Source organism: Luteolibacter arcticus (assembly GCF_025950235.1).
In the GTDB taxonomy this organism is placed as follows: domain Bacteria; phylum Verrucomicrobiota; class Verrucomicrobiia; order Verrucomicrobiales; family Akkermansiaceae; genus Haloferula; species Haloferula arctica.
This window is the reverse complement of record NZ_JAPDDT010000016.1, coordinates 97446-118971: the sequence shown is the minus strand read 5'-3', so window position 1 is coordinate 118971 and position 21526 is coordinate 97446. Positions and strand designations below refer to the sequence as shown.

Annotated in this window: 7 protein-coding genes; all 7 read left to right on the top strand. The window is 62.2% G+C overall.

The genetic code is table 11. The features are described from left to right. The first annotated feature begins 97 nt into the window (after nt 1–97). The gene (locus tag OKA05_RS29500) at nt 98–898 is read left to right on the top strand and encodes a transposase (RefSeq protein WP_369335612.1); all 801 of its coding nucleotides are present in this window, start codon (nt 98–100) and stop codon (nt 896–898) included. After that, nucleotides 834–2543 (top strand): alpha-L-rhamnosidase-related protein, encoded by a 1710-nt coding sequence (locus OKA05_RS24430; protein ID WP_264489831.1) that lies wholly within the window; start codon nt 834–836, stop codon nt 2541–2543. The genes OKA05_RS29500 and OKA05_RS24430 overlap by 65 nt, the downstream gene beginning before the upstream one ends. Nucleotides 2544–2779: 236 nt before the next feature. Next, nucleotides 2780–7105 (top strand): Ig-like domain-containing protein, encoded by a 4326-nt coding sequence (locus tag OKA05_RS24425; RefSeq protein WP_264489830.1) that lies wholly within the window; start codon nt 2780–2782, stop codon nt 7103–7105. Then, nucleotides 7102–9654, top strand: a complete 2553-nt coding sequence (locus OKA05_RS24420; protein ID WP_264489829.1) for an Ig-like domain-containing protein — start codon at nt 7102–7104, stop codon at nt 9652–9654. The genes OKA05_RS24425 and OKA05_RS24420 overlap by 4 nt, the downstream gene beginning before the upstream one ends. A gap of 314 nt (nt 9655–9968) precedes the next feature. Beyond that, nucleotides 9969–13604: a beta strand repeat-containing protein gene (locus OKA05_RS24415; RefSeq protein WP_264489828.1), complete on the top strand. Its 3636-nt coding sequence runs from the start codon at nt 9969–9971 to the stop codon at nt 13602–13604. Nucleotides 13605–13909: 305 nt separating this feature from the next. Continuing rightward, a complete protein-coding gene (locus tag OKA05_RS24410; protein ID WP_264489827.1) occupies nt 13910–16846 on the top strand; it encodes a discoidin domain-containing protein in 2937 nt (978 codons plus the stop codon). Nucleotides 16847–17160: 314 nt separating this feature from the next. Then, nucleotides 17161–21390: a beta strand repeat-containing protein gene (locus OKA05_RS24405; RefSeq protein WP_264489826.1), complete on the top strand. Its 4230-nt coding sequence runs from the start codon at nt 17161–17163 to the stop codon at nt 21388–21390. Nucleotides 21391–21526: the final 136 nt, after the last annotated feature.

The window sequence follows — 21526 nt, the reverse complement described above, 5'->3', positions numbered from 1 at the left end:
TGGTCAAGCAGCGGTTCAATGTCCGCCAGATTCACGAACTACTTGATGTCGATCGCGTTCGTAAGCTCGGGCCCGACCTCTAGCAGCCTGTCGTGAGGTGAGCTGGATTTCTAGACCTCGAACCTCCAGAACCCCACCCTATGAATCCGAAGACCGTCGGCGCTACACCGCCGAATTCAATGCCCAGTCCGTAGAGCTGCTTGAAACCGGCCGACCGGTCGCCGAACTCGGCGGAGATCTCGGCATCAGCACCAAACCCCTCTACTCCTGGAAGCAGGCCTCGGAGCGCTCGCAGGTCGGGAGCGGACGACCGCGAGCCGAAGGCAAGTGGGACGCAGCGGACGAACTGCGGGCGCTGCGCCGCGAAGTTGCCCCGTTGCGAGTGAACAAAGACATTTTTGAAAATGGCCGTGATCATCCTCCGCACCAAACCCCAGCCGGACTCCGCGCCATGATCGACGGCATCCGCGCCACCACCGGACATGGCGTGCGCCGCACTTGCGATATGCTCTGCGTCCCGCGCTCATGGCCGTTCTGCTTTCCTGAAACGCCCACGCAGCCACCGGCGCTATCGCCGCGCATGCCGACACTTGTCCGTTCCCTTCATAATGGCCGACGACCCCTCCTTTCTCGCCTGTCGGCTCGGCTTCGGTTCCCTAGACGATCCCGCGGAGTTCCGCAGCGTCAGCGTCGCCGGCGAAAAATCTTGAATGCCTTCGTTGCGGCCCGCCCCGCGTCGCCAGCCGGTCTCCCTCCGCCCCTCCCGTATTTACGGGCAGGATTTGACTGCCTCGGAAGCTGGCTTGCGGTCAGGCTTTGGGCCACTTCATCCAATGAAAATCCCAAGCTTTCTTTTGTTGTGCGCGTCCACCGCCTTCGCGCTGCCGCCGGAACTTGAGGGACGGGCGGAAAAGACGGGCATAGCTTCCTTCGTCGTCGCTCCAACGCGCATCGCTTGGAAATCGGAGAGTGGGGTGGAGAACCCGGACAACCTTTTCCAGCCCAAGTCAGGGCAGGCAATGCTGACAGAAGTGGCCCCGCCGCTGGTTCTCAATCCTGGGGCGGGGATCGTCATCGACTTCGGCGCGGAAATCAGCGGCTCGGTTGAGCTGTTCACCACGATGACGCAGGGCAAGGACATGCCCTCGGTGCGGGTCCGATTTGGTGAATCGTTTACCGAAAGCATGGCGGAACTCGGAGCTCGCGGAGCACAGAACGACCACGCCCTGCGAGACCAGACGGTCAAGCTCCCATGGCTCGGAAAGACCAGCATCGGCCCGAGCGCATTTCGCTTCGTACGTCTCGACAACGTGGATCCCAAGATCCCGCTCTTGCTCGGCGAGATCCACGCCATCCTCACGCTTCGCGACATCCCGTATCTCGGTTCCTTTCGTTGCTCGGACGAACGCCTCAACCGAATCTGGCAGACCGCCGCTTACACGGTGCACCTCAACATGCAGGAGTACCTGTGGGACGGCATCAAGCGCGACCGCCTCGTCTGGCTCGGCGACATGCATCCCGAAGTCAGCGTGATCAACGCGGTGTTCGGTGCCAACGAGGTAGTGCCCAAAAGCCTCGACCTCATCCGCGACCGCACGCCGGTGACGGAGTGGATGAACGGCATCAGCTCCTACTCGATGTGGTGGGTCCTCATTCACGAAGAATGGCATCGGCACCACGGCGACCTCGCCTACTTGAAGCAGCAACAGGATTACCTGGATCAGCTGCTGAGGCGGCTGACGACCTACGTTGATGCCGATGGACGCGAGACGCTCGATGGCATGCGGTTCCTCGACTGGCCGACGTTTGAGAACAAAACGGCGGTCCATGAGGGCTTGCAGGCGATGATGGTCCTCACCATGGATTCGGGTGCCAGAATCATGAGTTTGTTAGGCGACGCGGAGTCGGCCGCACTTTGCAGCGAGACCGCCGCGCGACTGCGGAAACACCAACCGGAAGCCTCCGGCCGGAAGTCGCCCGCCGCGCTACTGGCGCTTGCCGGTCTTCTCGATGCCAACCAAGTGGCGGAACAGACACTCAAGAGGAACGGCCCGGCCGACCTCAGCACCTTCTATGGGTTCTACGTCCTCAACGCCCTCGCCAAATCCGGCGACATCGACACCGCCATCGATTTCATCTCCAAGTACTGGGGTGGCATGCTGGATCATGGCGCTACAACCTTCTGGGAGGACTTCGATCTCGCGTGGACCGAGAACGCCGGCCGCATCGACGGACCAGTTCCCGCGGGGAAAAAGGATCTCCACGGTGATTTCGGCGCGCATTGCTATCTCGGCTTCCGGCACAGCCTTTGCCATGGCTGGGCCGGTGGTCCCGCCGCTTGGCTGAGCCGACAAGTGCTGGGCATCGAGCCCGCTTCGCCCGGATTCTCGGAGGTCCACATCCGCCCTCAACTCGGTCCTCTCGCATGGGCGGAGGGAACCTACCCGACGCCCAAGGGCGTCATCCGCGTGCGCCACGAACGAAAGGAGGATGGCAGCATTGAATCCAAGATCGATCTGCCACCCGGCGTGAGGAGGCGCTGAGAGCCACGTGAACACGGGAGTGGCGCGAGGATTCGGAAATCGCGATCATCGGATTTAAACAACCTGCTTTCGCCGGAGCCGCTCTGCGAATCCCTGGATGCCCCCAGCGCTCTCCCTCCGCAGGGATCCAGAAATCCAAGTCATTCTCCCCGTGTCCGGTTCGCAAGACGGTGGCTCCGCCCGCTGGTCCAATCAAACGTTAAAGGCCTTCCCACCCTGCCAGGAAACCCGCCGCCATGAGAACGTATCGATCACCCGCCATCGCTTTTACCCTCTGGGCGCATCTCCACTTCCATCCGGCCGGCGCGGCCGCCTATCAGGGCAGCGCCTCGGACTCCTTCGCTTACTCCGACGGCGCCAATCTTCAGACCAACACCGCGAGCGGCGGAAACGGATTCAGCGCCGCCTGGGGTAGCTCCACCTCCACCGGAGTGACTCTCACCCCTGCCGCCTCGAGCGCGATCGTGACCGGCGGCCAGGCCGTCATCGACGGCACCTCGTCCAGCGCATTGGCCTTCCGGGACCTCGGCCAGATCGTGGACAGCGGCGATTTCTACTTCAGCTACCACACGGCGCTCAACACGCTGAACACCGGGCGCACCACGAATTTCGCCTTTTTCGGCACCACGGACAGCCAGAAGAGCGGGGAGAGGGAGAAGATCGCCTTCGGACAAAATTCGAACGCAAACGCCGCCCTCAGCACCGGCGGAAATTTCGGCATCAATTACCTCAACAGCTTCAGCGTCGCCAACTCAGCCTCTCCCGTGGCTTACAACGCCACGCAATCGCTGGTCGTGGGGCGCATCACCTTCAACGCTTCGGGAAATCTGGATCGCGTCCGCTTTTACCTGAATCCCGCAGGCACCACCGAACCGGCCACCGCCTACATCGATGACACCTCGGTGAACTTGGGCACGATTTCGGCGCTTCGGCTTTTCGCCGGGGGGACCAGCACCGTCGCCGGCTCCACTTCCGCCGCTTCGGTGAATTTCGACAATGTCCGCCTCGGCAGCACTTTCGCGAGCGTCGTCGGCGAAATCATCGTGCCGGTGCAATACTCGCAGATCTGGGGAAACAACGGCTCCACTTGGAATCGGGCGGTGCTCAAGGATTGGTCGAAAGTTGGATACCGCGCGGGAGAACAGGAAATCCCGAGTTGGTCAACGGGGGTGGACGTGACGGACCACGGGGCGGTGGGAGACGGCACGACGGACTGCACGGCGGCTTTTAACGCGGCGCTGGCGGCGTGCCCGGCCAACAAGGCCGTCCACATACCCAACGGAAACTATCTGATCAGCGGATACGTCAACGTCTCCAAGAATAACACCGTGCTGCGCGGGGAAAGCCGGGACGGCGTGATCATCAAGATCAACACCAACCTGACAGCGGAATACGGCGGGGACTACAGCTTCGGCGGCGGATTTCTCCGGATCCAGGGCGGGAGTGAAAAGGGCATCGAGAGCTTGACGATCAAATTTCCGCCCACGCCCTACGCGGGACATTTTAATGAGATCGGGCAGAATGGAATTGATTTTGCCGGGGCTACAAATTGCTGGATCCGAAACATCCGGATGATCAACGTGGACTACGGAATCGACGGCGGCGGGACTTATAACTCGATCCTGGACACCCAATTCGACGTAGAGTCCGGGCGCACCGCCAACGGCAGCACGGGGCACCACGGGATCGATCTTTATGGCGATAACAACCTTGTGCGCGGGTTTCGCTTCAACTGCGACCTGCTGCACGAGCTTTCAGTGGAGGCGAATGCCACCGACAACGTCTTTTCCTCGGGCAGCGGGGTAAACGTCGCGCTCGACAATCACTCGAACATCGGTGCCGAAGATCCGGTGCGTAACCTGTACTCGGACATCGATTGCGGCACAGGCAATCCGTATACCAGCAATGCCACGGTGACCGAGCCGGAGAACTCCGCCAGCACCGGCACGACGATGGGCACGGTTTACTGGAACATCCGCTCCGCAGCGAATCAGCCCGTGGCGAAGTGGCTGCGCACGGTGTCAGTCGGCACCAAGACGGCGGACGCCACCGCAATGCAGTGGACCGGTGCCTTCGGCAACCTGTGGACCGGGCCCCTGACCGACTATTGGCACGAGAAAATAACGCCGGCCAACCTGAGCCCGCAGGACATTTACTCCGCGCAGTTGGCGTATCGGCAGGAGAATCCACCACCGGTCGTCACGTTCACGAGTTTGAGTTCGGTCACCCCGCCGGCCGCGCTGCCGCAGAGCACGGACCTCAGCGTGACCGTTACCGCCGTGGGCGCGAGCTCCACGGCAATCTCATCGGTGGACCTCTACCTCGACGACCACCTCATCGCCCGCAAAACGGCCGCGCCTTACACGTGGAACGCCGCCGATTCCTCCCTGCTGGCCGATCTGCCGTCGGGCAGTTACTATTTTTCCGCGATCGCGACCGATGCGCTGGGACGCATCGGCACCGAGGTGCAGCGCGTCAATATCAACCTGCCCAGCGGCAGCGGCCTGAGTTCGCGTGAAACCCATTCCGACGAAAGAATTTATCAAACCAGCCGGGCGACCGGGCCGGGGAGTTACGTGCTGACCGGCGCGGGGCGGGATTTCCAGGCGTATCTCGACGAAGGAGCCATCCTGAGCCGGACCATTTCCGGGACGACGACTCTGGTGACGCGGGTGGACAGCTTTCAGAACTCGGGGGGAAAGGCGGGCTTGATGTTCCGTGGCACGGCCGGGCGGCCGGGCGGCAACCCGATGACGCTGCTCACGGTGAACGCGAACGGCACCTCCGGGCTCCTTTACCAAGTGCGCGCAACCGGCAACGGCAGTCCCACGACGGTGAAAACGATTCCGAACATCGCCGTGCCCGTCTGGCTGCGCTTGGAACGCAACGGCACAACCCACACCGCCTCCTATTCGACCAACGGCACGTCGTGGACCGCCGTGGAATCCACCACGGTCGATCTTGGTGGCACCATCTACGGCAGTATTGCCTTCACTCCGCGCCAATATCGCACCGTCAGCCAGGCGAATTTCAGCCAGACATCCTTCGGAGCCACCCTGGCCACGCCGGGCATGCCCGCGGTCACGTCCGGCAGCGGGCAATTGACATTGGAATGGTCTCCCTCGTGGGAGGCCTCGAGCTATCAGGTCCAGCGCGCCACCTCCTCCGGCGGAACTTACACGACCATCGCCACCGGAGTGGAGGCCACCACGTTCACCGACACCGGACTGAGTAGCGGCACCCCGTATTATTACAAGGTGTTGGGCGAGCGACTGGGAGTTACCGGTCCCGCGTCCGGCGTGGGATCCGGCACCGCAACCGTGCCGCTGGTGGTCACGATCAACACGCCAGCGGAAGGCGCCAGTCTGGTTCAGGGTAATAATCTCACAGTGAACGCCAGCGCCACCGGCGGCACCGTTTCCAACCTCAAGCTTTCAGTCAACGGAGTCCTGATGCATCAGGAAAACACCGCGCCCTACGACTGGTCGGCGGCCAGCGATGCCGCGCTCGGCGACCTGTCGGCAGGCCTTCACGATCTCTCCGTCACAGCCACCGCCAGCGGTGGCAACACCAGCACTGCCACCCGCCAGATTGCAGTGGGTCTGGCCGACGGCTCCGGCCTCCAGCTCACCGAACTCGGCCCGCTGTTCGAGCATTTCACCGTGCGCAATACCGCGCTGGCTGCCTATTCAGTGCGCGCCGCAGGGACCGACTTGTGGGGAAGCTCGGATCAGGGCGGCCTGGTCACCCGACCAATAACTGGCGACTCCGTGGCAATCGTCAAAGTGGAGAGTCTCGCAAACACCAACGTCTGGGCCAAGGCTGGCCTGACCTTTCGCGACGGCACGGCGAGCAACGCAGCGAACGTCGCCTTCATCCTCTCCGCAGCCAACGGCGTGAGCTTCCAGGTCCGTCCAACCATCGGAGCCGCCACCACCTACACAGCGTTCGGCGGCATCACCGCCCCCGTGTGGCTGCGCCTGACCCGACAGGGAAACAACTTCACCGCCGCATTCTCCGCCAACGGCACGACCTGGACGAGCGCGGGCACGAAAACCGCCACCGTCGCCGCGACCGCCCAAGCCGGCCTCGCGGTCACCTCCCACAACGCCGCCCTCAGCACGACCGCCACCTTCAGCGGCTTCCGTCTGGAAACCGTCAACTCCCTGGCTGGTTGGCGCGCCCTCACCTTTTCACCCGCCGATCTCTCTAACCCCGCCATCTCCGGCGACGACGCGGATCCCGACCACGACGGCCTCACCAATTTCCACGAATTCGTCACGGACCTAAACCCCCATCTCGACGACCGGAACCTAAACCGCGTCCAAGGCGCCACCGACGGCCTCTCGACATTCACCCTTCAATTCCGCCAGCGCAAAGACCTCGGCGGCGCGCCCCGCGTTTTCCAGCAATCGACTGATCTTTCGGACTGGCCGGAGGTGGTGCCCTCGAGCGTGGATGTGCTTCAGGATCTCGGAAACGCCGCGATCTACGAAGCACGCTTCCCCCTCACCGGCGAAGGCGGGTTCTTCCGCGTGCTTTACCCGGGACCCACTCAGTGAAAATTCTTCTCCACGCCCTGGCGGTCCTCGCCTCCTTCGCTCTCTCCCTTACCGCCAGGGCGCAGTATCAGGTCTATGCCGGTGGCACCACCTCGACCGACGGCACGGGCGGCTCCTCCGCGGCCGCTTACATGGACAACCGGGACCTCGCCAATCCTGCCTCGTCGGCCAGGTTCCGCGCGGCCGGCGGCAAGTACTACTGTCACTCGCTCGGCTGGTCGTTGAGTTCGACCCCGATCCGCAACGGCATCTATTCCCGCTTCGGTGGCAAGGACTTCATCCTCGAATCCGCCGTGGGCACCAACGACTACCTGACGCCGGCCGACGACATGCAACGGCTCTTCAAAGGCCCCGGCTACTGGTCATCCGCCAGGTACATCGTGATCAACTTCGTCGACCGATGGTCCGACCCATCCTACCCGAACCTCCTCAAAAGCAGCCTCCATCCCTACAACACGTCGACTTTCTCGCCGATCTATTCTCCCAACGGCGAGCCCCACCCAGAGCTTTACCCTTGGGCCACGGATCCGAAGTTCGCGATCCGACGCAACACGGCGATCCTCGGAGGCACCATGTGCACCGATGCCCCCCCGGAGTTCTACTTCAGCCGGAATGCCAACTACCGACAATACGTCGCTGACGAAATCCGCTGGGCCAATGACAACGGACTCGTCTCCATCGTCATCATCTTTCCTCAGAACTATTCCGGCACCCAGTTCTACCAGAAAACGGGCGAATACCTCGAGGATCTCGCCAAGCGGGGCGCGTTCCCGCAGATCCTTGCTTTCAACTGCTACAATAGCAGCGTTTCTCAGGGCCTCCCCATCGGCAGCGAGAACGACATCGACACCATGATGTACACCGCCCGCGTCTTCGCCGAGCGGGCCATCCTTGTCGGCAAGACCATCACGCTCAAGGCCTACTCGAACGGCAAATATGTTTCCGCCAATCTTGTCGATCCGAACGTCCCGCTGATCGCAAGCCAGAGCACCGCCGGCGACGGCGAGAAATTCCTCGTGATCGATGCGGGCAAGGGACAGATCGCGTTGAAGGCGACCGCGAATGACTTGTTTGTCTCCAGCGGCGGCGGGCAAACCACCATGAAGGCGGACAAGGCCAGCATCGGAAACACAGAGAAATTCCGCGTCCGCCTCAATGCGGACGCCACGATCTCGCTGCTCGACAGCAGCAGTAATCTCTACGTCACCACTCCCACCGCCGGAGCCGATCCGCTCAAGTGCGACAAGACCACGGTCGGTTCCTCGGAGAAATTCACGGTGGATGCCGGTCCGCTGAATCCCCTGCCGGTCGATCCCGCGCCGCTGAGCGTCACCATCAACACGCCGGCCGCCAACGCCAATCTCGTGCAGGGAAACAATCTGACGGTGAACACGAGCGCCATCGGCGGCACGATTTCCCACTTCAATCTATCCGTCAACGGCGTCACGATGCACCAGGAAAACGGCGCGCCGTATGACTGGTCGCCCACCAGCGATGTCGCGCTCGGTGACCTCGCTGCGGGTCTTTACGATATCTCCGCCGCCGCCATCTCCAGTAGTGGCAACCATGGCAAAACCACGCGCCAGATCGCCGTGGGTCTGGCAGATGGCTCCGGCCTCGCGCTCACCGAAATCGGTCCCTTGATAGAGCATTTCAAGGTGCGCGCCACCGGGCCCGGCGCGTATTCCGTGCAAGCCGCAGGCACGGATCTTTGGGGAGCCTCTGACCAAGGCGGAATCGTGACCAAACCGCTGAGCGGGGACGCCGTGGCCGTGGTAAATGTGGAGAGCCTTGCAAACATCGATCCCTTTTCCAAGGCGGGACTCACCTTCCGCGACAGCCTGGACCCGGCGGCGGCAAATGTCGCTCTCGTCGTCACCGCAGCAAATGGCTTGAGATTTCAAATCCGTCCGACTTCTGGTGCCGCTTCCACCAGCACCGCAGGGACCGGGATCAGCGCGCCGGTGTGGCTGCGCCTGAGTCGCCAAGGGAACGTTTTCACCGCCGCATATTCCACCAACGGCACGACATGGACAAGCGCAGGCACCAAAACCGCCACTCTCGCCGCCACTGCCCCGGTCGGCCTCGCCGTCACCTCGCATGACGACACCCAGAGCACGACGGCCACCTTCAGCGATCTTCGTTTAAAATCCGCCAACTCCCTGCCCGGCTGGCGTGCCCTCATCTTTTCACCCGCCGATCTCTCTAACCCCGCCATCTCCGGCGACGACGCGGATCCCGACCACGACGGCCTCACCAATTTCCACGAATTCGTCACGGACCTAAACCCCCATCTCGACGACCGGAACCTAAACCGCGTCAAAGGCACAAAGAACGATCTCCCGTCCTTCCGCCTCCAGTTCCGCCAGCGCAAGGACCTCGGCGGCGTGACGCGTGTTTTCCAACATTCCATCAATCTGACGGACTGGCCGTCCGTCTCCCCCACCAGCATCGAGCTGTTACAGGACCTCGGAAACGCCGCCACCTACGAAGCAAGCTTCCCGTTCGTCGGGGAAGCCGCCTTCTTCCGCGTGCGCTACGAACCGTGAGCGGCGTGGGGCGCCGCAATCCGGACCCGGGCACCCCTCTCGGGATTCGAGACGCTCCTGGCCTTGCCGCTCGAAATACCTGCCGGATTCCCGTGAACACGGGATGTTCGTAACCTCCGACGCTGCTATCTTCACGGAGGCCTGCCTCAAAAACCCGCATCGAATCCCGCTACAACCCAATTAGCGGCGAGGCTCCTGTCGAACGACACATCCGTTAGGTGAATCGGAACATCGTTCGTTCAGACCATTCCGAGATCCATCAATCCATCGTTCCACGTCAACATCCTCGGCCTCACTTCTACAAAGAACCCACCATGAAACCCCGTAAAAACTCTTCGCGCCCTTCCGGCCACTTCTTCACCGCCTCGCTAGCGACTTTTGTGGCGACCGCGGGCATCCACGCCGGCACCTTGACTTGGGATGCGGATGGCCTGTTCAACAACGGCACGCTTGGAGGCACTGGCACTTGGGACACCACCAGCGCTCGATGGGACAATGGAGCTTCCGATGTGGTCTGGACCAATAACGCTGGGACTCCCAACTCCGCGGTATTCTCCGGAACCGCCGGCACTGTGACCACGGGTGCCGCCATAAACGTGGACACGGTGACGTTTTCCACCTCCGGCTACACGCTCGAGCGCAGCACCAATACCACGCACGTGCTCACTTTCGGTGGAATCAAAGTGGTTAACACGGGTGTGCTCGGAACCTCCAGCACGATCAACGCCAAATTGACCGGCGCATCCGTCAACATCAGCAACGCTGGCACAGTCACTTTCGGTGGCGTTGACGACAACAACGGATTCTCCATGATCGTCAACAGCGGAGCGACGGCGATCCTGGCAAAAGCGAGCACTGAAACCGTCCATGTGGTCGGGACCACCGGGGTGACAGTCAATGCAGGCGGCGTGGCGAAACTCGGCGGAACCGGCGGTGATCAAATCTTCAACAACGGCACCGTGACCCTCGCCGGGGGAACGTTTGATCTCAGTGGGCTGAGCGAAACGATCAACAATCTTGCGGGCGCGACTGGCACGGTCGATAATTCCGCTGCGGGACCCGCGATCCTGACTTTGGGATCCAACAACGGAACCGCGACCTTTTCCGGAACGATCCAGAACACCGGCGGAGCGCTTGGCCTGACAAAAATAGGAAGCGGCACGGCGACGTTGTCGGGCGTCAGCACCTACACCGGTCCTACCACGGTCAATGGCGGCGTATTGCTGCTGTCAGGCGCCCCCAGCAGCCTGAGCGCATCGGCCACGCCGATCACGCTCGGCGGTGGCGAGTTCCGGCTGAACAACACGACGGCGGCGGGCGGCAACAACAACAACCGCATTGCTGACACACAGGGATTTTTGCTCAACGGCGGCGGCTTTTTCAATTACATCGGCAGTGACGCGGGTGCTTCCACGGAAACGATCGGTCCGGTGACGCTCGGTGCCGGTGGGCAAGCCCGGATCGGCATGGCCGGCACTCCCACGAACATCGCCACACTCACCTTGGCCAGTCTCACGCGCAACGCGGGCGGCGTGGTAGCACTTGTCAATGGCACAGACCTCGGTTTCGATTCCACGAGCGACCTTCAACGCATCATCGTCACCACACCGCCGACTCTGGTGGGGACCACGGCGGCACTGAGCACGGGCATTAACAGTGCGGCGACGAATACCCATATCGTGCCATTCCTGGTGGGGGAAACGACTTCGGCCACGGGAGGAGCGGGCACGGTAACTGGCTTGGCCAACACCTTCGTGACCTACAACGCGACCACGGGCTTGCGGCCCTTAAACCTTGAGGACGAGTTCACTTTCAACGGGACGACGGCGGGCGAAAATATTCTTATCACCGAAGGCACGAGCGGCACGAACGATACCATCAATTCGCTCGTGCTTGAGGGCGGGGTGACCGCACCGGTCTTGGATATTCCGCTTGAGACAACGCTGACCAACACGAGCGGCGCGGTGCTGTTCTCCGGTGCCACGGGAGCTAACAAGGGGGTCATTTCAGGTGCGGGCAAATTGGGCTTTGGGAGCAACGAGGCGGTCCTCACGGTCAATCCCACCAGTGGCACAGGCATATCAAGCCCCGTTATTAGCGCGGTCCTCAGCGGAATGGGCGGTTTGACGAAAAGCGGATCCGGCCAGCTGACGCTTTCCGCCTTCAACGAGATGACCGGCGCGCTGAACGCCAATCAAGGGACGACCATCCTTCAGAATACGACGGCTTTCAGCACTTTCAACGTCGCTCCCGGAGCGACGTTGGCGCTGAATCCAGCAGCGGGCGCAACTAGTTTCGACGCCGTCCCCGCCGGCGCGACGGTCAACGTGAACAGTGGGACTTTCAGACTCACCACCTCTTCCGGTGATGCTCAAACGCAAGCGCTGCTGCTGCCTGAGTTCGCGCTCAACCTCACCAGCGCCACCCTGAACATGAACGGAGCGAACCTAAATAGAGCGACCTTCCCCGGATCAGTGAACTTGACGGGAACCAACACTTTCAGTTTTTCCCCGATCCGCGACCGGTTGACTCTGAGCGGGGTGGTCAGCGGCACGGGCAATCTGGTCGCGACCGGTGGCGGCGCGCAACAGTCGCACTTTCTGGTGCTTTCCAACGCGAACACTTATACCGGCAGCACGACAATCACTTCCGGCGGTGGAGGGATGTCGATCCAACTTTCCGACGGAGTTGATCGTTTACCGATGACGACAACGCTGACTCTAAACGGAGGCACCACCAACGCCCAACTTGATCTCAACGGTCAGAACCAAGGTCTCTCGGGCTTGCTCGCCACTGGCACGGTAGCCAATACTGCCGTCGTCAACTCAAACGCAACGGGGGCGACGCTGACACTCGACATTGCCGCCGGCACGACCAATACCTACACCGGCCGGATCGGCGCCGATGCTCGCCTGATCACTAATGGGACCGCCCCCGGAGTCAACATCGCCCTGACAAAAGCTGGCGCGGGGACATTGGTGTTGAGCGGAAATAATGGTTACACCGGGCCGACGCAGGTGAACTCAGGCATTCTCCGTGCGGGCTCGTCCTCGGCCTTTGGGACAGGCGCAACGGTGACCCTGGCGAACGTAGCCAGCGCAACTCTCGACCTGAATAACACGAGCACGACCGTCAGTTCGCTCGCGGGCGGCGGAACGATCGGGGGCAACGTAACCCTCGGCTCCGGCACGCTGACTGTCGGCGGCGCTGCAAACACGATTTATTCCGGTGCCATCAGCGGCACGGGCGGGGTGACCAAGGTGGGATCCGGCACGCAGACGTTTTCCGGAGCGAATACCTACAGCGGCATCACCAGTGTGACCGAAGGCACGCTCAGCCTCACCAGTCCGAGTCTGAACGACGCCTCCTCCGTCTCCCTTCTCATCGGCGGCCAACTTGATCTGAACTTTTCCGGCACCGATGTGGTGGGCGCGTTGTTTATCGGAGGGCTGCCCCAAGATGATGGCATCTATGGTTCGGGCAATTCCGGCGGTCTTATCACCGGCACCGGCACCATCCAGGTCGGAGTCGTCGTGCCCGCGGGCTACGCCGCGTGGGCCACCTCCAAGGGCCTTACCGGAGCGAACAACGGCGCGACGCAGGATCCGAATTTCAACGGGATTGCCAATCTCCTCGAATACGTCCTCAACGGCGAACCGCTGCTCGCCGAGTCCCCTGCTGCGATCCTGCCGACCTTGAACGCTTCGGGTTCAAACTTTGTGTTCACCTTCACCCGCTTGGTGGATTCCACCGCCGACACCACCCAAACGTTTGAATACGGCACTACCTTAACCGGCTGGACAACGCTGAACATCTCCCCTGGCACGCCGGGCGCCGGAGTCGTGATCGGCACGCCGACCGGAGGAAGCCCGAACACCCAGACTGTAACCGTGACCGTACCGAAGGGTGCGAGCACCAAGCTTTTCGGCCGCCTCCGGGCGGTGAACTAAGTTCCAAAATCGCATCCGCGATTCCGACAAAGCCGGAAGCCATCCCGCGGCTTCCGGCTTCTACGTTGGCGCTCAAGCCAGTTTCATTCGGTAAACCGGCTGACCAGCGGACATGCGTTCTTCCGCGTCCGCTACAATCCTTGAAGCGCCGGCAAGTCCGGCCGACGCAAGCGGGACTGCCAGAGCATCGATCAGAGAAACCAAAACCCAAAATGAAAACATCTGCCCAGTTCCCCCTGCTGGCTGCCGTGGTCGCACTCGGCCGCCGGGAGGGCGATCCTACAGAATTCCGTCCTCAAAAACCTATGAAAACAAAAAAACCACTCAATCAGCCGATCCGCAGGCTGGTGGTGGGAGCCTTTGCACTCTCCGCCCTTCACCCGGCCCACGCCGTCGAGATTAGCTCCGGTGGCACCCAATCGGTGCTCGAAGTCGGCTACGACGACGACACCGTCCCGGGCAACACGTCGGACTTCCGCTCCAAGGGCGGCAAGTTGTTCATTCATCCCAACGGCTGGAGCGGCGCGGGCGCGACGAACGACACCCAACGCGCGGCCATCGTGAGCCTCTTCCCCGCGCCCCCGATCATCGAAAGCACGGCGGGCGGCGGAAGCGGTGCCAGCGCCTACGGCTTTTACAACACCTTTGTCAAAGCGTGGTATAGCACGCTCGACACCGTTTGCATCAATAACCTCGAGTCGCTGCCCACCGCGGAGACCACCGCGGCCCGAAACGCCTACGCCGCCCGTTGCTCGGCCATCGCCGTCATCGCCTCGGCCAATGGTTATCCGGACAGCTATCTCTCTAGCAATCCGTTCTCCAGTTCGGCGTTCAATCTACTCCGGGCGAACATCCTCGCCGCAGGCGGCGTCGCGACAGACGCCCCGCCGCAGTATTACTTCGACCGTGGAGCCCCGTATCGCCAATGGACTGCCGACCTGCTCGGGTGGGCCTACGCGAACGAAGTGCGCACCATCTGCCTCATTTACGCCCGCGACACCGGTTGGTTCTACGACGATACGCGCAGTTACGTCGCCGACCTCATCGCACGGGGCGCCCGCGTGACCGACTGGACACCCCACCAATACGACAGCAACCGCGACAGCAATCCCTTCACTCCGCTAGGTGATGAAAAACGCGCCTCCTCCGGCAACTACACCGCCCTGCGCCTCGCCGAGTTCGAGGAAGGTTTTCCGGTGAGCTCCGCGACGACGAACTCCACCGACTCGAATCGCAATCCCCAGTATCTCATCGACGGCGACCTCACCGGCAACTACGGCTCCATCGACCGGATCGGACAATACTACCAGTTCGACTTTGGCCAGGACCGGCCCGTCAGCGGCGTCGGCCTCGCCTTCTACCTCGGCGACCAGCGGAACCACACCTTCACGGTGCAGACTTCGACGAACGGCACGACCTGGACGAACCGGCGGACCAACGCCGTGAGTTCCGGCAACAGCGCGGGCCTCGAGGACTTCTATTTCCCCGAAGTCACCGCCCGCTACCTGCGCATTGTCAACGGCGGCAACTCGGCGAACAACCTCCTCGCGCTCCACGAGGCCCGCTCGCTCGGCTGGCACCCCGACCAGCCGTTCTTCAAGGGCCTCACCGCGAGCGCGCCAAACGCCCAGTCCGGCTTCCCGGCCTCGAACCTCGTGGACGAAGATGGGCTCTTCACCACGCGTTGCTCGGTGGGAAACATTAACGACTACATGCAGATCGACCTGGGCACGACGAGGACCGTCAAAGGCGTGACGGTCGCCGTCTATAATGGCGTGACGCGCCGGCAGCGTTTCGACGTGCAGGTCTCCACGGACGGCACGGACTTCACCACCGTGCTCTCGGATGTGCAGACCAACGGCGCCACCAAATGGAACGAGGACTTCCTCTTCAGCGTCGCGCGGAGTGCCCGCTATGTGCGCTTTGTGAACCGCGGGAACAACGACACCACCGCGCCGAATGCGATGGCACTCACCCGGGCCGGAGCTTGGGGCGCGACCGTTGCACCCGTGCCGCTGGCCGTCACGATCAACACCCCGGCGGAGGGCGCGACTTTCGTCCAAGGAAACAACCTCACGGTCAACGCCAGCGCCACGGGCGGCACCATTTCCAACCTGAAACTCTCCGTCAACGGCGTCCTGATGCATCAGGAAAACATCGCGCCCTACGACTGGTCGGCCACCAGCGATGCCGAGTTAGGAGACCTCGCGGCGGGACTCTACGATCTATCCGTCACCGCCACCGCCAACGATGGCAACACCGGCACCGCCACTCGCCAGATCGCCGTGGGCTTGGCGGATGGCTCCGGCCTCGCGCTCACCGAGCTTAGTCCGCTGGTCGAGCGTTTTTCCGTGCGGGCCACCGCGCCGGGCTCCTACACCGTGCGAGCAGCGGGCACTGATCTCTGGGGAACCGCCGACCAGGGCGGCATCGTGACGATGCCGGTGGCGGGCGACGCAGTGGCAGTCGTGAAGGTGGAGAGCCTTGCAGACATCGATCCCTTCTCCAAGGCGGGCCTCATCTTCCGCGACAGCGTGGACCCGGCGGCGGCAAATGTCGCTCTCGTCGTCACCGCATCAAATGGCTTGAGATTTCAAATCCGTCCGACTTCTGGTGCAGCTTCCACCAGCACCGCAGTCACCGGGATCAGCGCGCCGGTGTGGCTGCGCCTGAGTCGCCAGGGGAACGTTTTCACCGCCGCGTATTCCACCAACGGCACGACATGGACAAGCGCAGGCACCAAAACCGCCAACCTCGCCGCCACCGCTCCGGCCGGCCTCGCCGTCACCTCGCATGACGACACCCAGAGCACGACGGCCACCTTCAGCGATCTTCGTTTAGAATCCGCCAACTCCCTGCCCGGCTGGCGTGCCCTCATCTTTTCACCCGCCGATCTCTCTAACCCCGCCATCTCCGGCGACGACGCGGATCCCGACAACGACAGTCTCACCAACTTCCACGAATTCATCACCGACCTCAACCCCCACCTCGACGACCGGAGTCTCAACCGCGTCCAAGGCACAAAGGACGATCTCCCGTCTTTCCGCCTCCAATTCCGCCAGCGCAAGGACCTCGGCGGCGTGACGCGTGTTTTCCAACATTCTAGCAATCTGACGGACTGGCCGTCCGTCTCCCCCACCAGCATCGAGCTGTTACAGGACCTCGGAAACGCCGCCACCTACGAAGCAAGCTTCCCGTTCGTCGGGGAAGCCGCCTTCTTCCGCGTGCGCTACGAACCGTGAGCGGCGTGGGGCGCCGCAATCCGGACCCGGGCACCCCTCTCGGGATTCGAGACGCTCTTGGCCTTGCCGCTCGAAATACCTGCCGGATTCCCGTGAACACGGGATGTTCGTAACCTCCGACGCTGCTATCTTCACGGAGGCCTGCCTCAAAAACCCGCATCGAATCCCGCTACAACCCAATTAGCGGCGAGGCTCCTGTCGAACGAGACATCCGTTAAGTGAATCGGAACATCGTTCGTTCAGACCATTCCGAGATCCATCAATCCATCGTTCAACGTCAACATCCTCGGCCTCACTTCTACAAAGAACCCACCATGAAACCCCGTAAAAACTCTTCGCGCCCTTCCGGCCACTTCTTCACCGCCTCACTAGCGACTTTCGTCGCGACCGCGAGTCTTCACGCCGATACCTTGACTTGGGATGCGGATGGCCTGTTCAATAACGGAACCCTTGGCTCAACCGGCACCTGGGACACCACAAGCACCGTTTGGGACGATGGAGTGGCCGACGTCGCTTGGATCAACAATGCGACAACTCCCAACTCCGCGCTCTTCTCAGGAACCGCCGGAACCGTCACCATCGGCGCCGCCATTAACGTCGATGCCCTCATCTTCTCGACCAGCGGCTACACCATCGAGCGCGGTGGCGGCCAAGTCGTCACCATCGGTGGCAACAAATTGATCGAGACCGGCGATACGGGCACCTCCACCACCATCAACGCCAAACTGACCGGCGCCTCGGTGCCCATCACCGGCTCCGGAACGGTGACGTTCGGAGGCACCGACGACAACAGCGCCTTCTCCATGGTCGTCGAGCCAGGGGCCACCGCGATCCTGGCGAAAGACAGCACGGCAAGCGTGCATGTCGTCGGCACGACTGGCGTCACCATCAGCGACGGAGCCGTGGCGAAACTCGCCGGAACCGGAGGCGACCAGATCTTCAACAACGGCACCGTCACCATCAATGGAGGCATCTTCGATCTCAACGGAACGAGCGAGACGATCAACAATCTCACGGGGGCCACCGGCACTGTGGACAACACGGCAGCGGGAGCCGCCGTCCTGACCTTGGGATCAAACAATGGCAGCGCGACCTATTCCGGAACGATCCAGAACTCGGTAGGCTCGCTCGGCATCACCAAGATCGGCTCGGGCACGGCGACCTTGTCGGGGACGAACACATATACGGGGGCGACGACGCTGAGTGCCGGCTCTCTGGTGCTGTCCGGCGCCGGCAATAATCTGAGCGGTTCATCAGCAACGCCCATTACCCTCAATGCGGGCGAATTCCGCTTGGACAATTCGATCGACATCAACACCGACCGCATCCCGAACACCCAGGCCATCGCGCTCAACGGCGGAGCTTTCCTCAATTTCATCGGCAATGAATTCGGCGCTACGATGGAAACGGTGGGCGCGCTCACGCTCGGGACTGCCGCAAGCAGTGGCCAAGCCCGGATCGGCATGACTGGCACGGTGACAAACTCCTCAACCCTGACCATGGCGAGCCTGACGCGCAGCGCGGGCGGCGTGGTGCCGCTGGTCAATGGCACCGAACTGGGCACCGATTCCACGAGCGACATTCCCCGCATCATTGTCACCTCGCCGCCAACCTTGGTGGGTACCACGGCAGCCTTCAGCACCGGCATCAACGGCGCGGCCAAGGACACCGCGATCGTCCCCTTCCTGGTCGGAGACGTGACGGCGGCCACCGGCGGAGCGGGCGTCATCACGGGTGTCGTCAACACCTTCCTCACCCACAACTCAACCACGGGCCTGCGGCCCCTGAACCTGGAGGACGAATTCACGCTCAACGCCACAATTGCCGGCAACAATACTTACATTACCGCCAACACGGCGGCGACGAACGATTCCGTCAATTCCTTAGTGCTGTCTGGGACGCCCACTCTGTCAATCACTGACGTCACTTTGACAAACGCAAGTGGTTCCGTACTCTTCGGCGGCACGACGGGCACCACGAATATCACCGGAGCGGGCACGGGTGCCCTGGCATTCGGCAGCAACGAGGCGATCGTGACGGTGAACAGCGGGGTCACTGGGGTGGTCAGCGCGATTCTCACTGGTTCCGCAGGCCTGACCAAGAGCGGCACGGGGACACTGACCCTCTCGGGCACTAACACGCTCAGCGGAGCGTTCAACGTCAACAGCGGCACTCTTCGCCTGCAAACCTCCGTCGTGGCAAGTGGCACCGGGACGAACAACGCCATTCCGACCGGCGCGACAGTCAACGTGGCGAATGGTTCCGTGTTGAACCTGACCAACACCGCCAGCGGCAGCACCCCAGCGACCCAACTCACCGTCAACCTCAACAACTTCGCTCTCAATCTCAACGGCGGCACCAGCCTGACCGTTACCAGCTCGAACTACGGTAAATACAATCTGCCCGGCGATATCAAGCTCACCGGCAGCAACACGATCTCGGTCACACCCATTCGCGCCACGTTGGCCTTGTCCGGAGTCATCAGCGGCACGGGCAACCTGACCTTCTCGGCCAGCGGCGCGCAGAACTCGCACTTTCTGACCCTTTCCAACGCGAATACCTATGCTGGCAGCACTGGCATCACGGCGACCAACTCCGGCGCGACGATCCTACTTTCGGGCGGAGCGGACCGTTTGCCGACGACGACCACGGTGACGATCTCCGGCTCGGGCACAAACCTCGCGCAATTGAACCTCGGCGGTCAGAATCAGACCCTCGCCGGCCTGATCTCGGCCGGCACCGCAGGCAATGCGGCGGTGGTCAACACCGGCGGCGGCACTCCGGTGCTGACCGTCAACCAAGCCAGCGGCGTATCGACCACCTTCAGCGGCATTCTCGGTGGGGCCACCGCCCTCTCGGGCACCTTCGCCTCGGTTTCCGGCAACTCGTTCGGGCTGACGAAGTCGGGCTTGGGCACACAGGTTCTGGGCGGGACGAATCTCTACACCGGGGCGACGCTCGTGAACGCGGGCACGCTGTCTCTGACAAATATTGCCGCGCTGGGTGCCTCATCCGGAGTAACCGTCGCCAACGGCGCGACGCTCTTGGTGGATAACGGAGCCAGCAGTTACACTGGCAACCTTACGATCAGCGGAGCGGGCGTGGGCGGCGTGGGTGCCCTCAACCTGGGTTCCACCGGAGCCAATTCACGCTTCACCGCCGGTTCTGTGACGATCGCCAACGGAGACTCGGCCGCCTTCGGATCGACGAGGACGAGCGCTGGAAACATCGTCAATAACATCACCGGCGGCACGGTTGGCAGTCCCGTCTCGTTGAGCAAGGTCGGACCGGGAATCTTGTCCTGGGAGTCGGCCAACGGCTACGTGGGAACCGTCACGGTCGCGGAGGGAATTCTCAATCTCGCGTCCACCTCCGCCACTCCGATCACCGGCGCGGTCACGGTCAACCCGGGGGCTACCCTCTCATTGGGTCGGACTAACAATCAGATCAACGATTCCGCGGACGTGAGCGTCAACGGAACGTTCGATCTGAATAACGATACCAATGCCGGCGCCGCGCGTCCGCGCAACGAAACGATCAGAACCCTGAGCGGCGCATCCACGGGAATCATCACCACGACGTCCACCGTGTTATCCACCTCCGGCATCAATTCCGGCAGGATTGTGACCAGCGGCACTTCGGGAATGACGACCTTTGCCGGGGTGATGCAGGACGGAACGCGGCAAGTGCTCTTCACCAAAGGCGGCGCCTACACTCAGGTCCTCACCGGGACCAACACCTACACCGGTGCGACTACCATCACCGGCGGCACCCTGTCTCTCGGCGCAACGGGCTCCGTCGCCGAAAGCGCCAGCATCACCATCGGGGCGGGTGCGGTGCTCAACACCTCTGACCAATCGTTCGTGATGGCAGGAGACCAGCCGGTCACCTTCAACGTGGACCCGTCCGCATCCGGCTCCAGTGGCAGGATTCAGGCGGCCGCCTTGGATATCGACGGCGCCGTGGTTGTCATCAGTCCTACCGCTACCCTAGATGACGGGGCGTACGTTCTGGCGGACTACACGTCGCTGGAAGGCGCCGAATTTGCCTCGGAAAGCGGAGTGCCTGTCGGTTATGACATCGACTACGGCTATAATGGAGGAACCCAAATCGCCTTGGTGCAAACCAGCGCCTCTGGCTACGACTCCTGGGCGTTGGACAAGGGCCTCGACGGCACGAACAGCGACGAACTGGACGATCCGAACCATAACGGCATCGCCAACCTCCTTGAATATGTCCTCAACGGTGATCCGCTGAACGCGCAGTCTCCTGCCGAGATCCTTCCCACCTTGAACGCATCCGGCATGAACTTCGTGTTCACCTTCACCCGCCTTGTGGATTCCGCTCCGGACACCACCCAGACGTTCCAATACGGCACCAATCTGGACGTTTGGACCTCGCTCAACATCTCCCCGGGCACGCCGGCTGCCGGAGTCGTGATCGGCACGCCGACCGGAGGAAGCCCGAACACGCAGACTGTCACTGTTACCGTGGCGAAGGGTGCCAACACCAAGCTCTTCGGCCGCCTTCAAGCAGAGAAGTAAAACGTTTCCCAGCGGGATATCGTCAGCCGTCGCGGAGTAATGGGTTTCTCCGCGGCGGCTGGCATTTCCGGCCAGTGGCCGCACCACCGGATATTTCCTATGAGGCCTAGGCTTTCCATCGTCCTAATCCTTCCTG

What these genes read in the sequence shown, in the direction of transcription:
- OKA05_RS24430 (WP_264489831.1), top strand. Translation starts at nt 834, where the DNA reads ATGAAAATCCCAAGCTTTCTTTTGTTGTGCGCGTCCACCGCCTTCGCG.
- OKA05_RS24410 (WP_264489827.1), top strand. Translation starts at nt 13,910, where the DNA reads ATGAAAACAAAAAAACCACTCAATCAGCCGATCCGCAGGCTGGTGGTG.
- OKA05_RS24405 (WP_264489826.1), top strand. Translation starts at nt 17,161, where the DNA reads ATGAAACCCCGTAAAAACTCTTCGCGCCCTTCCGGCCACTTCTTCACC.
- OKA05_RS24425 (WP_264489830.1), top strand. Translation starts at nt 2,780, where the DNA reads ATGAGAACGTATCGATCACCCGCCATCGCTTTTACCCTCTGGGCGCAT.
- OKA05_RS24415 (WP_264489828.1), top strand. Translation starts at nt 9,969, where the DNA reads ATGAAACCCCGTAAAAACTCTTCGCGCCCTTCCGGCCACTTCTTCACC.